Below are 13,702 nucleotides of genomic sequence, written 5' to 3'. Positions count from 1 at the left end.
CTGATGAGAACATCCGGACACGATGCCGGGTATCGAATGCGACGATGCAGCAGCGGGAGGCACCATGACGATCCGAACCGTGACCTGGGTGGCGCGACGCGTCACCGAGCCCGTACGGGACCAGGCACGAGCCATGGCGAGTGCACTGGGCCTGTCAGTGGTGCTCGACGAACCGGGCAAGCTCCTGGTCACGACCGCCGACGGCGATCTGCTGGAGTATCTGACCGGGGATCAGGCCCGTCCCGAGTATCTCTTCGACGGTCAGGACACCGTCGTCGGATTCCTCGTCGAGGATCTCGTGACCGCTGTCGATACCCTCGCGGCTGCCGGATTCGCCGCCATCGGGACCGGGGGCGAGGGCGGCGGCGTGCGGTTCCGGCATGTGCTCGGGCCGGGCGGCGTCGCATACGGACTCATCGAACGGACCGGAACCCGATGACGGGACGCGCCGCCGTGCCGGGCGGGGGCGTCAGCCGCGGTTCGTCGACTCGCGCTCGATCAGCGCGATCGGGACGAAGACCTCGGTGTCGACCGTGGCCCCCTCGATCAGCCGGATGAGGGCCTGCACCATCATGGCCCCCTTCTGCTCCGTGTGGAGGTCGACCGTCGTCAGCGGCGGGGTCGTGCTCGTGGAGAAGTAGTTGTTGTCGAGCGTCGCGATGAGGACGTCCTCGGGCACGCGAAGGCCCTGCGCCTGCAGCACACCCAGCGCGCCCGACGCCATCTGGGCGGACGCGACGAACAGCGCGTCGAACGGCTCGTCGCGCTCGAGCAGCCGACGCATCGCCGCGGCGCCGCCGGCCGGCGTGTAGTCGCCTTCCTCCCACGCGCCGGGGGTGAGCCCCGCCGTCACGAGGGCGTCGCGCCATCCTTCGAGCCGTTCGCGCCCGGCGGTGGTGTCGAGCGGCGCGGTGATCGTCGCGACGCGCGCGGCACCGCGCTCGACGAGGTGCCCGGTGGCGAGCGCCGCCGCCGCGGCGTTGTCGACGTCGACCACGTGGATGTCGGCGTCGTGCGCCCCGGGCGGCCGGACGCCGAAGACGACCGGGAGCGACGAGGAGAGCCGGAAGTAGGTCTCCGACTCGCTGTAGTGGGACAGGATCAAGGCGCCGCCCACGTTGCCGCGTCCGAGCACCTGATGCGTCTTCTCCGGCGCGGACTCGGATTCGATCAGCAGCGTGAGCGAGTAGTCCGTGGACGACGCGTACAGGGCCGCCCCCTGGATCACCTCGGCGAAGTACGGGTCGGCGAAGAACTCCGCCGTGCGCTCGGGGATCATCATGGCGATGGTCTGCGGCTGCCGCCGGACGAGACTGCGTGCGGCGCGGTTGGGGACGTAGCCGAGCTGCTCGATCGCCGCCTGGACGCGGGCGACCGCTTCCGCCGTCACGTGCGGGGAGCCCGTGATCACCCGCGACGCCGTGGAGGTCGACACGCGGGCGAGCTCCGCAACGGCACGCAGCGTGGGCACGTGCGACCTCGGCGACGCAGATGTCCGCTCGTCCAAGCCGGCCTCCCTCCGCCGATCGATGGTCGCGCGCGACCGGCGGCGATCCCCTCCGTTAGCGTATGGCACTCCTCCCGGGCGTTACTCCGGGATGACGCGGCGGTCGATGAGTTCGGCGAGCCAGCGCCCGCTGTCCTTCACCGTGCGCCGCTGGGTGTCGTAGTCGACGTGGACGATGCCGAACCGCTTGCTGTACCCGTAGCCCCACTCGAAGTTGTCCAGCAGCGACCACACGAGGTAGCCGCGGAGGTCGACGCCCTGCGCCATCGCGCGGCGCGCGGCGTCGACGTGCCGGCGCAGGTAGTCGACGCGCAGGTCGTCGTGCACCCGCTCCCCCACCACCTCGTCGTCGAACGCGGCGCCGTTCTCGGTGATCATCAGCGGCAGCTGCGGGTACCGCTCGTGCAGCGACACGAGCAGCTCCTCGAGCGCCTCGGGCGCGATGTTCCAGCCCATCGCCGTGTACGGGCCCTCCTGCTGGAGGAACTCCACGTGCTCGCTGCCGGGCCAGGGGGATCCGCCGACGTCCTTGTGCCCGTCCGCCCGCTGGCGCGGCGAGACCCCGTCCCACATGCGCACCAGGGTCGTCGAGTAGTAGTTCACCCCGAGGAAGTCGAGCGGCTGGTGGATGAGCTCGGCGTCCCCCGGCCGCACGAACGACCAGTCGGTGACGGATGCGGTGTCCTCGAGGAGGTCCGCCGGGTAGGCGCCCTCGAGGATCGGACCGGTGAACGACCGGTTCGCGAGCGCGTCGATCCGACGGACCGCCTCGGCGTCGGTGCCGCGGACGACGTGGAAGTTCAGCGTCACCGACACCTCCGCATCCGGTGCGAGCTCGCGGATCACCTGCGCGCCGAGCCCGTGGGCGAGGTTCAGGTGGTGCATCGCGCGCAGCGCCGCGTCGGGGTCGGTGCTGCCGGGGGCGTGCGCGCCCGAGCCGTACCCGAGGAACGCGCTGCACCACGGCTCGTTCAGCGTCGTCCACACCGGCACGCGATCCCCGAGCGCGCCGACGACGATCCGGGCGTAGTCCGCGAACCGGTACGCCGTCTCGCGGTTCGTCCAGCCGCCCGCATCCTCCAGGGCCTGCGGGAGGTCCCAGTGGTAGAGGGTCGCGATCGGGCGGATGCCGCGGGCCAGGAGCCCGTCGACGAGTCGGCCGTAGAAGTCGAGTCCGGCCTGATTGGCTTCGCCCGTCCCGGTGGGCTGGATCCGCGGCCACGCGATCGAGAAACGGTACGCCTGGAGCCCGAGGCCGGCCATGAGGTCGAGGTCCGACTCCAGCCGGTTGTAGTGGTCGTCGGCGATCGCGCCAGTGTCCCCGCCCACGATCTTCCCCGGGGTGGCGCTGAAGGTGTCCCAGATGGAGGGGCCTCGCCCGTCCGCCTCGGTCGCACCCTCGATCTGGTACGCCGCGGTGGCGGAGCCGAAGAGGAAGCCGGGCGGGAAGACGCGATCCTCAGACAGCGCGTCCGGACGTTCCCGGGAATGGATCGACATGTCGACGGTCATATCAGCCTTTCACTGCACCTTGCATGATTCCGGCCACGAGCTGGCGGCCCGCGACGAAGAAGAGGATGAGCAGCGGGATCACCGAGAGGACGGCGCCCGCGAGCACCATGGCGTTGTCCGGGTTCTGCCCGCCCGCGGCGCTCAGCGCGGCGAGCGCGGTCTGCACGTTGGGGTTGCGGGGACTGAGGACCAACTGCGGCCAGAGGTAGTCCGTCCACGACGCCATGAAGGTGAACAGGGCGAGCACCGCCATCGCCGGTCGGGCCGCGGGGACGGCCACGTGCCAGAACGTGCCCCACATGTTCGCGCCGTCCACCCGGGCGGCCTCGATGAGCTCGTCGGGGATGACGTCGACGAGGTACTGCCGCATGAAGAAGACGCCGAACGCGGTGACCATGCCGGGGACGATGACCGCCTGGACGGTGCCGATCCAACCCCACTCGCCCATGAGCATGAACAGCGGGATGATGCCCAGCTGGGTCGGGATGGCCATCGTCGCGATCACCGCGAGCAGCAGCCCGGTCCGCCCGCGGAAGCGGAGCTTCGCGAACGAGTAGCCGGCCAGGGTGGAGAAGAACACGACCGAGACCGTGATCGCGCCGGAGATCAGGATGCTGTTGAACAGCGCCAACCAGAACGGCACGATGTCGAACACCTTGCCGACGTTGACCAGGAAGTTCGGTCCCGGCACGACCGCCGGCGGCACGAGGTTGACGTCGGAGGACTGCCGGCTGCCGATGACGAACGACCACCAGAGGGGGAACGCGGAGCCGGCGAAGAACGCGATGAGCAGTGCATAGGTGAGCACGCCGGGGCGTTCGTACGCGCGCTTGCGCCGGGCCCGCCGTTCCGCGTCGGCGGTGCGCCGTTCCTTGTCCGTCGTGGCCTTCGGGGTGCGCGGGGACGCGATGATGCCGGTCATGACTCTCCCTGCTGCGCGCCGATCGTGGCGATCTTGACCCGACCGGTCTTGGTGTCGGCGCTGCGGATGGCTCTGGTGATCGCGTAGCTGAGGAGCCCGACGAGCACGATGATGAGGAACAGGATCCAGGCGGTGGCGGCCGCGCGGCCGAAGTCGCGCCGCGCGAAGCCCATCTCGTAGAGGAAGAGGACGATCGTCTGGAACTGCTTGTTGCCGCCGCCGTAGGTGCGGGCGTCGAAGAGCCGCGGCTCCGTGAAGATCTGCAGGCCGCCGATCGTCGCGGTGATGACGACGAACACGAGCGTCGGCCGGATCATCGGGATCGTGATGGACCAGAACCGGCGGAGTTTGTTCGCGCCGTCGATCGCCGCAGATTCGTACACGTCGCGCGGCACGGCCTGCATGGCGGCGAGCAGCAGGAGGGCGTTGTACCCGGTCCAGCGCCAGTTCACCATCGTGGCGATGGCGACGTGGGAGGGGAAGACGTCGAAGGTCCAGCGGATCGGATCGAGCCCGAAGAGCTCGAGGAGCCCGGCGATGGGGCCGTGGTACTGGTTGAAGATCTGCAGGAAGATCACGGTGACCGCGACCGGCGCCACGATGTACGGCAGCAGGACGCTCATGCGCCAGAACGTCTTGCCGCGGATCGCCTGGTCGAGCAGCGCGGCGATGCCGGTGGCGACGACGAGCTGCGGGATGGCGGAGAGCAGGAAGATGCTCACGGTGTTGCCGAACGCGTTCCAGAAGAGGCCGTCGCTCAGGATCTCGACGTAGTTCGCGAGCCCGACGAAGTCCCCCTGCCCCTTCAGCAGGTGCCAGTCGTAGAGCGAGACGTTGAACGTGTACGCGATCGGGAAGATGCCGATCAGGGCGAAGAGGATGAAGAAGGGGGCGATGTAGAGGTACGGGGAGAAGGTGTAGTCGAAGCGATTGACCCTCTGGCGGAACGTGAGTTCCGAACGGAGGGGGCGACTCCGGGTGAGGGTGGTCATCATTGAGCCAATCCGCGAGACGGGAAGGTGGAGGGGGTGGCGGGCGCACGGCCCGGCGCTGCCGCCGGACCGCGCGCCCCGTGGTCAGTCGACCAACTGGTGCAGCAGCTCCATGGCCTCATCCCACGCTTCCTGGGGATCCGTGATCTCGCCCTGGCTGACGCGGTCGAAGGTCGGACCGAAGACGTTGTCCTGGATGTTGGAGTCCTCCGGACCCTTCACCTGGGCGACCACGCCCTCGGCGCGGGCTGCGAAGATCTCGCCGACGGGGGCGTTGTTGAAGAACTCGCTCGTCGTGCCGGCGACGAGCTCCTGACCCTCCAGCGTGCTGGGGAAGGGACCGGCCACTTCGAACGCGGCCGCCTGCTGCTCGGGCGAAGCGAGCCAGAGGGCGAGCTTCGCCGCCTCCTCCTTGTGCTCGGACGACTCGGAGACCCCGAGGAACGCGCCGCCCCAGTTCGCCGCGCCCCCGGGGAGCACGTCGGCGAAGTCCCAACCGCTGTCGGTCGTGCCGGCGTCGTAGTAGCCCTGCACGATGCCCAGCATCCAGCTCGGGCACATGTAGACGGCGAAGTCGCCGGCCTTGGCCTCAGGCCCGACGTCCCAGCCCGGGAGTCCGGCGCCGAGGCCGTTCTGCTCCGCCTCGACGATCTTGAAGAACTGGTCCTTCAGGACCTTGTTGTCCTCGATGTTGAGGGTCTCGCCGTCCTTCTTGTAGTAACCCTCCTCCTGCTGGTTCACGAACGAGTTCCAGAAGAACCGCGGCGAGTGGTAGAACGCCTTGCCGGTCTTGTCGACGTACTCCTGACCGACCTCGAAGAAGCGGTCCCAGGTCGCGTCTTCGCCGCCGAAGTACTCGGCCACCTCGGTGCGCTCGCTCGGCAGGCCCGCCTCGGCGAACAGGTCGCCGCGGTAGCAGAGCCCCTGCGGGCCGATGTCGAGCCCCGCGCCGAGCACCTTGCCGTCGGTGGTGGTGCCCTGCTCGTACTTCCAGTCGAGCCACTGGTCCTTGACGTCTTCGATGCCGTAGTCGCGGAGGTCGACGAAGGCGTCGGAGACCTCCGCGATCGTGCCGAGCCAGCCCTCCTCGATCGCCACGATGTCGCTGAGACCCGTGCGCGCCGCGATCTTCGCGTAGGCGTCGTCACGGGCGGCGCCACCACCCTCGAGGTTCGTCGCCTCGATGACGATGTTCGGGTTCTCCTCCATGTACTTCTCGTAGTTGGCGTCGACGCCCATCGTCCCGAACGTGGTGATGGTCAGCGTGATCTTCTCGTCGCCGCCTCCCCCACTCTCACTCGGGCCGTTGGAGCAGCCGGCGGCGATGAGCGCCAATGCGGCGACACCGACCACCGACGCTGCGACCTTGCGCGTTGCGTTCACGATCACTCCTTTGTGTGCGGAAAGTCCGGAATCCATGGGCACGTTCCCATGGGCACGTTCCCATGACTTGCGGAAGACGGTATGCGCTCCGGGGGGCCGGCGTCAAGGATTTCTTGGGAGCGCTCTCTCAGGAGCGATGCTCATGACGCGTCGAGCACCTGTCGGCGTGCCTCGTCGATGACCGCCAGGACGCCGATCGACGCGTCAAGCGGATGCTCCGGCGCCTCGATCCGCCCGTCCGCGACGTGCCGGGCGACGGTGGCGGTCTGCCACGCCATCCCCTGCCGCCGGGTCAGCCCGGACGCGTCGTCGAAGCGCTGCCGCATCCCGTCGCCGGTGACGAGGTCGAACCCGCTCGGGAACACCCATGCCGGGTCGAGGTCGAGGTGCGCCGCAGCGCCGGAGATCCCCGCACGACCGGGCGAGCCGACGAGCAGACTCGTCGTCAGCACGGCCTGGGCACCGGACTCGTGCCCGAGCACGACCGTGCTCTGCGCGTCGACGCCCGTGGAACTCCGGATGCCGCGGGCTTCGACGGTGTCGGGCGCGCCGAGCCACAGCCGGCTGAGCCAGACGAGGTACACCCCGAGATCCAGCAGCGCACCACCCCCGAGCGCCGGATCGAGGATGCGACCCCCGCCCTCGGCGCGGAAGCCGAAGTCGGCCGTGACGAGTCGCACCTCGCCGAGGTCGCCCGCATCCCGGAGCTGCACCATGACGTCGGTCTGCGGCAGGAACCGCGTCCACATCGCCTCCATCGCGAAGACGCCGGCCGAACGCGCCGCATCGCGGATGATGCGCGCCTGGTCGGCGGAGAGCCCGATGGGCTTCTCGACGAGCACGTGCTTGCCCGCGCCGATCGCGCCGAGCGCGAGCGCGAGGTGCTGACTGTGCGGCGCCGCGACGTAGACGATCTCGACGTCCGTGTCGGCGTACAGGCCCTCGTACCCCGCGTGACTGCGAGGGATGCCGTGGCGCTGCGCGAACGCCGCCCCCCGCTCCGGTGACCGCGACGCGACCGCCACGACCCGCTGATCCGTGTGCGTGTGCAGCGCGTGGACGAAGTCCGCGGCGATCGCGCCGGGGGCGACGATGCCCCACCGGAGCGAGGGGCCGCCGCGCAACGGGTACGTGCGCGGCGTGGGCATGGTCGGCGGCGTGCGGGTCATGGTGACCGAACGTAGTGGGTGGGCGATCTATGCCGATACCGGCATGAAGTGGCGCCACCGGATTGCGACGCCCGCCGTCACACTCGCATGCCTCGCTCGCGGAGCGTCTCGAGCGCTGCGATGACCGCATCCGCGCGCGCAGGGCCGACCGCATCCCGCCACTCGCGGTAGATCGCGTCGAAGCCTTGCGCACCGATGGCGATCGCCGCGTGACCGCGGTCGGTCACGACGAGGCGCTTGCGGCGAGCGTCGTCGGGGTCCGCGGTCCGCGTCACGTAGCCCATGGACTCGAGCGCGGCGATCGTCTTCGCCGCCGCCTGGCGCGTCACGCCGAGCGCACGGGCGAGCTCCGCAGCATTGGCCGCCCCGGCATCGATCGCCTGCATGGCGAACTCGTTGGCGACCGTCAGACCGGCATGTCCCTCGCGGGCGAGATCCTGCCGCACGCCGTCGACCATCGCCTCGAACGATCGGTACAGGAGTTGCGCGAAGCGGGCGCCGGTCATCGTGTCCACCCCTCGACCGTAGCGCGCACGGACACCTATTGACAACCACGTTGCCTAGTCTTACTTTGACAATCAGGTTGTCAATTGAAAGGACGAATCATGATCACCACCATCGCCCCACGAGGCGCAACGATCCCCCAGGTCACGCACCACATCGCCGATGTGGGCGGAACGACGCTGCACCTCGTCTCCTCCGGCCCGAAGGACGCACCTCCGGTCCTGCTCGTGCACGGCTTCCCGGAATCCTAGTGGGCCTTTCGCAGGCTCATCCCGCTGCTCGCGGACCGGTTCCGGGTGTTCGCGGTCGACCTCCGCGGGTTCGGCGACTCCGCGACCGCCGACGAGAGGTTCAGCAGTGCGGTCGCGGCAGCTGACCTGCATGCGCTGATCGTCGCCCTCGGCGTCGGTCCGGTGCACCTCGTGGGACAGGACATCGCCGGCGGCGCCCTCTACCGTCTGGCCGGCGACCACCCCGCCGACGTCCGGAGCATCACGGGCATCGAGATGGGGCTCGCGGGGTTCGGCCTCGAGGCGTTCGGAGACATCACCCGCGGCGGCTCGTGGCACATCGGCGCCCTGACCGCTCCCGGCATCCCCCGCCTGCTCTTCACCGGGCGCGAACGCGAACTGCTCGGAGCGTGGGCGTTCCCGTCGATGACGGGTGTCACCGGCTCGATCACCGACGAGGACGTGGCCGAATTCGCGCGCGGCTACGCCCGCACCGACGGCTGGAACGGCGCCGTCGGTCTGTATCGGTCCATGCTCGCCGAGGGCGAGGAGTTCCGGGCGCGAGCGGCGACACCGCTGAGCGTCCCCACGCTCGCCGTCGGCGGATTCGGTGGTGACTTCACCGCCGCGACCCTCGCACAGGTCGTCGCCGGGCCCGTCACCCACGTCGAGTTCGAGGGCGTGGGGCACTACGTCGCGCAGGAAGCGCCGGAGCGCGCCGCCACAGCCATCCGCGAGTTCTTGGCAGCGCAGGAGCGCGGCTGAGTCGCGGGTGGCTGGGCGGCATCCACGATCAGGCGCGTTCGACCGGCAGCCACAGCTCGCAGGTGGCGGTGCTGAAGTCCTCTGCCCGGTCGAGCACCGCGACGATGGACGGTCCGGTGCGGAGCCGCCACGGGTTCGAGGGGAACCACTCCGTCGCCGTGGCCGCCCAGGCGTCCTGCAGCGCAGCCGGGTAGTCGCCCTCGACACGGAACACGGCCCACATCCCGGCCGGGACGTCGATGACGTCGAGACCGTCGGGCACCGGCGTCGCGTCGGTGACGGCGACCCCGTGGAGGTAGGTCAGCTCGCTCCCCTCGGCGTAGTCCGCGTCCACGTCGGCGCTCACCTGCAGCAGCCCCGCCGGATCCGTGTCGCCGAGCGCCTTCAGACGCGCGTGCTCCACGGCGGGGATCGAGGCGATGTGGGCTTGGATGTGCGGGTTGACGCCTTCATGGATGAGCGGCACGCGGGCGGCGTGGCCCACGAGTCGGAAGGCGGGTCGGTCGGTGATGCGGGTGTCCATGGGGACGCTCCCTTCGACGGTCAGGCGGAACCTGAGTTGCGGTTGGATGCGAAGGGGACCGCCGTCTCGCCGCACGTCGCCGACGCCGGCGCCGTGGACGGAACGGAACGCCCGCCCGAAGGCCTCGGTCGAGCCGTACCCGTACCGCACTGCGATGCCGAGCAGGTCGCCGTCTCCGAGCACGTCGGCGACGGCCACCGACATACGGCGCCTTCGGACGTACTCCGACAGCGGCATGCCCGCGAGCGACGAGAACATCCGGCGGAGGTGATACTCCGTCGTGCCGAGCTCGGTCGCCAGCATCCCGACGTCGAGGTCGTCGTCGAGACGTTCCTCGACCAGCTCGACCAATCGGTTGAGTGCAGCGATCATGGGGCCTCCTTCGGCATCCACCCTTCCGGGGCGTCGCGATCGGCACCCTACTATCGCGGTCCGATCCGATCGCCGCCGGATTGACCCGGTCGCCGGCCCACCGTCGCCGGAGCACGCGCGACTTAGAATTCGCGGGTGGGGATGCGTCGCAGAACGAAGATCTGGCTGTGGGTGGCGGGTGCGGTCGTGGTGCTGCTCGCCGCGGTCGCCGCCGTGTTCGTGGTGCCCATCCTGCTGCACGAGGACAAGGGCGTCTCCCGTGTCGTGGAGACCGATGAGGAGTGGCCGCAGAGCGTCACCGCGGTCGGCGAGGACGGCCGCACCCGGACGATCATGGTGATGCCGGCCGAGGCGGGGGCCGAGGTCGACACCAGCGCGCTGCAGGTCGGCGAGCGCATCGTCGTGGCGGGTTCCGGGTTCGATGTCTCGCAGGGGATCTACGTCGCGATCTGCAAGGCCGCGGAGGTGGGGGTCAAACCGGGGCCGTGCCTGGGCGGCGTGCCCGACACGTCGTCGGGCGAGCAGGAGGTCGGTACGGTGCAGTTCGCGCCGAGCAACTGGATCAACGACGACTGGGCTTGGAAGCTCTTCGGTGCGCGCGGCTACGACGACGCCGAGACCGGCACGTTCACCGCCTACCTCGAGGTGCCCTCCCCCGAGGGCGACGGCGTCGACTGCCGGGTGGACCGCTGCGTCATCGCGACCCGCAACGACCACACGGCACTCGGCGACCGGGTGCAGGACGTGCAGCTGCCGATCGGCTTCGCGGACTGATCCGCTCAGGTCGCGTCGCTGTCAGGTCTTCCGCGGGCGGGGCGGTTCGGCCGCACGACGGGCACAGCCGGCGACCACCGAATCACGAAGAGGCGAGGAGTTCGGCGCACGCCTGCTCACAGCGACGGCAGGACTCGGCACAGACGCGGCAGTGCTCGTGCATGTCGGCGTGCTGTCCGCACTCGGCGGCACAGGACGCGCAGGCGGCGCGGCAGGCTTCGAGCAGGGCGCGAACGGTGGTGGAATCCGGCGCGGTCTGCCGGGAGAGCACGGCGCCCGTGGCGGCGCAGATGTCCGCGCAGTCGGCGTTCCTGCGGATGCAGGTGACGAGCTCCGCGACCATGTCTTCCGCGAGGCACGCGTCAGCGCAGGCGGTGCACGTCTGAGCGCATTCGACACACGCCTCGATGCAGCGGAGCCGGCTGTCCGCCGCGGTCACGAGACCGACCTTCGGATGGGTGGCGAGCATCTGATCTGCAACGGTCACGGCTGTTCCTTTCGTTAGGGGCGTTGTCTGCGATGGCCACGGTAGGGCGAGGGCAGAGGTTGCGCCGGAGGGGTTGCGGACTCGCTCACGTGCAGAGGAAGGTTCGCGCCCTGCGCCCGAAGCAGTTCGACGGCGTCGTCAACGACGAAGCCCTGCCACCGCTCGCCTCGACAGTGAGAACATACGAATCGTCAGCGTCATCCTTAGGGAGGTTCCGTGATCGACCGGCTACCCCCGTTCGCCTACACATGAAGGGCACCTCCCGCAGTCTCATCCAGGCCGCCGGCACGGCCGACGCCGTGACCCTCGAGTGGGGACGCCACGACGAGGAGGGCGCGTGGCACCTGTCGACCCTCGGTCACGGCGGCGCTCGACCTGCAGAGCCGGACGTGGACATCAGTTTCTACGACGGCAGGCCGGGAGTCCACGCATCCGGAACCTGCGGCGTCAGGCGTCCGCGCGCAGGTTGTTTCCGGCGGTCTCTCCGCCGTCGACCGCGAACGAACCACCGTTGCAGAACGAGGACTCGTCGCTGGCGAGGAACAGCACGACACTCGACACCTCATCGGGACTGGCATCCCGCCCCATCGCAATCTGACCGAATCCGCGCTCGAGACCGGCCGTCAGCGGGGTGCGAACACTGCCGGGATGGATGGCGTTGACCCGGATTCCGTACTCTCCGAAATCCAGCGCACTGGTCTTCGTAAGGCCCACGACTCCCCACTTCGCCGCTGCATACGCTGCCCGGTTCTTGAATCCGACCAGCCCGGCGATCGACGAGATGTTGATGATCGACCCGCCCTGCTTGGCCTTCATCCCGGGGACGACGGCCTTGGTACCGAGGAAGACTCCGGTGAGATCGATGTCGATCGTTCGTTTCCAGTCGCCGACCGACGCCTCTTCAGCATTGCCCCGCGTGTAGATGCCGGCGTTGTTGATCAGAACATCGGGATGTCCGAAACGCGCTGTCGTTTCGGCGACCGCTCCTTGCCAGCTGTCGAGCTCGGTGACGTCCAGGCGTGTCGCGAACGCCCTGTGTTCGCCGAGTTCGGAAGCAAGCGCCGCCGCTTCCTCCACGAGGACGTCTCCGAGAGCGACGCGCGCCCCTTCCGCGACGAGACGCCGCGCGTGAGCCGCCCCCATACCGCGGGCAGCACCGGAGATGAGGATCGTCTTGCCGGCCACCCGTCCGGTCATCCGGCAACTCCAGCCGGGGCGGGCGTCGGCTTCTGGTGGCGGAGATACGGTTCCCCGAGCTCGTCGATGGGCGTGTGCGCCGTCTCGCGGGATGTGAGCAGCGAAGCGAACGAGAGCACCGCGCAGACGAGCCCGAAGAGCGCGACAGGCAGCCAGCCCCACACACCTTCACCGATCAGAAGGCCTCCGATGGTGGGGGCGAACCCCGCGACGATGAGCCCCAGCTGATTCCCGAGCGCCATCCCCGTGTACCGGATCGGCGTGGCGAAGAACTCTGCGAAGAATCCCGGCCAGATGCCGTTGTAGCCGGAGTAGAAGACCGTGATGAACAGGAAGCTCGCAAGGAACACCAGCAAGAGGTTCGCGGAGGAGAGCGCAAAGAAGTACAGGAACAGCGACACGATCCCGCCGACGATCGCGACGCCCATCACAGGCTTCCGCCCGATCTTGTCGGACAGCATCGCGCACAGTGGCATTGCGAACATGGAGAGCCCGATCGCGGTGGCGTTGACCGTCAGGATGGCCCCGCGATCGAAGCCGGCTTCACCGGTCGCGTACGCGAGACCGAAGACGGTGAACAGGGTCTGCATGGCAGAGAAGATCGAAAGCAGCAGCACGCGCACGACGTCCGGCGCCTGGAAACGCAGGACCTCCCGCACGGGAAGCTTCTTGATCTCGCTCTCCTGCTGCTCCTCCTTGAAGGCCGGGGTCTCGTCGAGGTGGGTGCGCACCCAGTAGGCGATGATCAGCACGACCACGGAGAGCAGGAACGGCACGCGCCATCCCCACGACAGGAGCTGCTCATCGGGGAGCGCGGAAACCGGGACGAACACCAGCGTCGACAGCACCATGCCCGCCGCGTAGCCGGTCATCACGAACGAAGTGAAGAAGCCACGCTTCCCGACGGGCGAGTGTTCGAGGGTGAGCGTCGACGCCCCTGCCGACTCGGCGCCGGCCGAGAACCCCTGAACGAGGCGCGCGAGGGTCAGCAGGATCGGTGCAGCGATCCCGATCGTCTCGTACGTCGGCAGGAGCCCGATGCCCAGCGATGCCAGGCCCATCAAGAGGAGTGTGAAGAGCAGAACCCGCTTGCGTCCGATCCGGTCGCCGAAATGGCCCATCACGATACCGCCCAGGGGTCGGGCGATGTAGGCGACACCGAAGGTGGCGAATGCGGACACGAGGCCGACCGTCGGACTCGCCGTGGTGAAGAAGAGCTGCGGGAACACGAGCGCCGCCGCTGTCCCGTAGATGAAGAAGTCGTAGTACTCGAGGGTGCTGCCGAGGAAGGACGCCAGGGCGGCCTTCCGGGGAGCGTGCGTGGTGGTGCGGGATGACGTCATCGTCATTCCTCCAGTCGTGAGA

The 13,702-nt window shown here is 69.0% G+C and carries 14 protein-coding genes and 1 pseudogene; 4 read left to right on the top strand and 11 right to left on the bottom strand.

Going from position 1 to position 13,702, the window contains the following annotated elements; genetic code table 11:
• Positions 1-64 precede the first annotated feature (64 nt).
• A complete protein-coding gene (locus ACWAUO_RS12115; RefSeq protein ID WP_460775710.1) occupies positions 65-439 on the top strand; it encodes a hypothetical protein in 375 nt (124 codons plus the stop codon).
• Positions 440-469: 30 nt separating this feature from the next.
• Here the strand turns inward: ACWAUO_RS12115 and ACWAUO_RS12110 are convergent, their stop codons facing one another.
• The 7 genes from ACWAUO_RS12110 to ACWAUO_RS12080 all read right to left on the bottom strand — a co-directional run bounded on the left by ACWAUO_RS12110 (position 470) and on the right by ACWAUO_RS12080 (position 7,991).
• Entirely contained in the window at positions 470-1,471 is a 1,002-nt protein-coding gene (locus tag ACWAUO_RS12110; RefSeq protein WP_460775709.1) for a LacI family DNA-binding transcriptional regulator, read from the bottom strand.
• A gap of 117 nt (positions 1,472-1,588) precedes the next feature.
• Positions 1,589-3,007, bottom strand: a complete 1,419-nt coding sequence (locus ACWAUO_RS12105) for a GH1 family beta-glucosidase (RefSeq protein ID WP_460775708.1) — start codon at positions 3,005-3,007, stop codon at positions 1,589-1,591.
• Positions 3,008-3,020: 13 nt separating this feature from the next.
• Entirely contained in the window at positions 3,021-3,941 is a 921-nt protein-coding gene (locus ACWAUO_RS12100; protein WP_460775706.1) for a carbohydrate ABC transporter permease, read from the bottom strand.
• A complete protein-coding gene (locus ACWAUO_RS12095; RefSeq protein ID WP_460775705.1) occupies positions 3,938-4,936 on the bottom strand; it encodes a carbohydrate ABC transporter permease in 999 nt (332 codons plus the stop codon). The genes ACWAUO_RS12100 and ACWAUO_RS12095 overlap by 4 nt, the downstream gene beginning before the upstream one ends.
• Before the next feature lie 81 nt (positions 4,937-5,017).
• Positions 5,018-6,316 (bottom strand): ABC transporter substrate-binding protein, encoded by a 1,299-nt coding sequence (locus tag ACWAUO_RS12090; protein WP_460775704.1) that lies wholly within the window; start codon positions 6,314-6,316, stop codon positions 5,018-5,020.
• Positions 6,317-6,456: 140 nt separating this feature from the next.
• Entirely contained in the window at positions 6,457-7,485 is a 1,029-nt protein-coding gene (locus ACWAUO_RS12085; RefSeq protein ID WP_460775702.1) for a Gfo/Idh/MocA family protein, read from the bottom strand.
• A gap of 77 nt (positions 7,486-7,562) precedes the next feature.
• Complete coding sequence (locus ACWAUO_RS12080) at positions 7,563-7,991, bottom strand: MarR family winged helix-turn-helix transcriptional regulator (protein ID WP_460775800.1); 429 nt, start codon at positions 7,989-7,991, stop codon at positions 7,563-7,565.
• 99 nt (positions 7,992-8,090) lie between these two features.
• Between ACWAUO_RS12080 and ACWAUO_RS12075 the strand changes: the two genes are divergently transcribed.
• Together ACWAUO_RS12075 and ACWAUO_RS12070 are read left to right on the top strand one after the other, a co-directional pair.
• Positions 8,091-8,240, top strand: coding sequence for a hypothetical protein (locus ACWAUO_RS12075; RefSeq protein ID WP_460775700.1), 150 nt, complete (start codon positions 8,091-8,093; stop codon positions 8,238-8,240).
• 12 nt (positions 8,241-8,252) lie between these two features.
• Positions 8,253-8,984: pseudogene (locus tag ACWAUO_RS12070) on the top strand (alpha/beta fold hydrolase); the annotation flags it as partial.
• A 28-nt stretch (positions 8,985-9,012) separates the two neighbouring features.
• Here ACWAUO_RS12070 and ACWAUO_RS12065 read toward each other — a convergent pair.
• Positions 9,013-9,879 carry an AraC family transcriptional regulator gene (locus ACWAUO_RS12065; RefSeq protein ID WP_460775698.1) on the bottom strand — a complete coding sequence of 289 codons (867 nt, stop codon included), beginning with the start codon at positions 9,877-9,879 and terminating at the stop codon, positions 9,013-9,015.
• Positions 9,880-10,020: 141 nt separating this feature from the next.
• Here ACWAUO_RS12065 and ACWAUO_RS12060 point away from each other — a divergent pair, with 141 nt between their 5' ends.
• The gene (locus ACWAUO_RS12060; protein WP_460775697.1) at positions 10,021-10,653 is read left to right on the top strand and encodes a hypothetical protein; all 633 of its coding nucleotides are present in this window, start codon (positions 10,021-10,023) and stop codon (positions 10,651-10,653) included.
• 82 nt (positions 10,654-10,735) lie between these two features.
• On the opposite strand, the gene ACWAUO_RS12055 is transcribed toward ACWAUO_RS12060, so the two are convergent.
• From ACWAUO_RS12055 to ACWAUO_RS12045, 3 genes are all read right to left on the bottom strand, one after another.
• Positions 10,736-11,122: a four-helix bundle copper-binding protein gene (locus ACWAUO_RS12055; protein ID WP_460775798.1), complete on the bottom strand. Its 387-nt coding sequence runs from the start codon at positions 11,120-11,122 to the stop codon at positions 10,736-10,738.
• 465 nt (positions 11,123-11,587) lie between these two features.
• Complete coding sequence (locus ACWAUO_RS12050) at positions 11,588-12,337, bottom strand: SDR family oxidoreductase (protein WP_460775695.1); 750 nt, start codon at positions 12,335-12,337, stop codon at positions 11,588-11,590.
• Positions 12,334-13,680 carry an MFS transporter gene (locus tag ACWAUO_RS12045; RefSeq protein ID WP_460775694.1) on the bottom strand — a complete coding sequence of 449 codons (1,347 nt, stop codon included), beginning with the start codon at positions 13,678-13,680 and terminating at the stop codon, positions 12,334-12,336. The genes ACWAUO_RS12050 and ACWAUO_RS12045 overlap by 4 nt, the downstream gene beginning before the upstream one ends.
• Positions 13,681-13,702: the final 22 nt, after the last annotated feature.

It is taken from the genome of Microbacterium sp. GXF7504, assembly GCF_054798235.1.
The sequence above is the reverse complement of the archived record's forward strand: the minus strand, read 5'-3'. Positions and strand labels throughout refer to the sequence as shown.

Coding starts and splice junctions, on each gene's coding strand:
- ACWAUO_RS12115 (WP_460775710.1), top strand. CDS start 65: ATGACGATCCGAACCGTGACCTGGGTGGCGCGACGCGTCACCGAGCCC.
- ACWAUO_RS12105 (WP_460775708.1), bottom strand. CDS start 3,007: ATGTCGATCCATTCCCGGGAACGTCCGGACGCGCTGTCTGAGGATCGC.
- ACWAUO_RS12100 (WP_460775706.1), bottom strand. CDS start 3,941: ATGACCGGCATCATCGCGTCCCCGCGCACCCCGAAGGCCACGACGGAC.
- ACWAUO_RS12095 (WP_460775705.1), bottom strand. CDS start 4,936: ATGATGACCACCCTCACCCGGAGTCGCCCCCTCCGTTCGGAACTCACG.
- ACWAUO_RS12085 (WP_460775702.1), bottom strand. CDS start 7,485: ATGACCCGCACGCCGCCGACCATGCCCACGCCGCGCACGTACCCGTTG.
- ACWAUO_RS12080 (WP_460775800.1), bottom strand. CDS start 7,991: ATGACCGGCGCCCGCTTCGCGCAACTCCTGTACCGATCGTTCGAGGCG.
- ACWAUO_RS12075 (WP_460775700.1), top strand. CDS start 8,091: ATGATCACCACCATCGCCCCACGAGGCGCAACGATCCCCCAGGTCACG.
- ACWAUO_RS12065 (WP_460775698.1), bottom strand. CDS start 9,879: ATGATCGCTGCACTCAACCGATTGGTCGAGCTGGTCGAGGAACGTCTC.
- ACWAUO_RS12060 (WP_460775697.1), top strand. CDS start 10,021: ATGCGTCGCAGAACGAAGATCTGGCTGTGGGTGGCGGGTGCGGTCGTG.
- ACWAUO_RS12055 (WP_460775798.1), bottom strand. CDS start 11,122: ATGCTCGCCACCCATCCGAAGGTCGGTCTCGTGACCGCGGCGGACAGC.
- ACWAUO_RS12050 (WP_460775695.1), bottom strand. CDS start 12,337: ATGACCGGACGGGTGGCCGGCAAGACGATCCTCATCTCCGGTGCTGCC.
- ACWAUO_RS12045 (WP_460775694.1), bottom strand. CDS start 13,680: ATGACGTCATCCCGCACCACCACGCACGCTCCCCGGAAGGCCGCCCTG.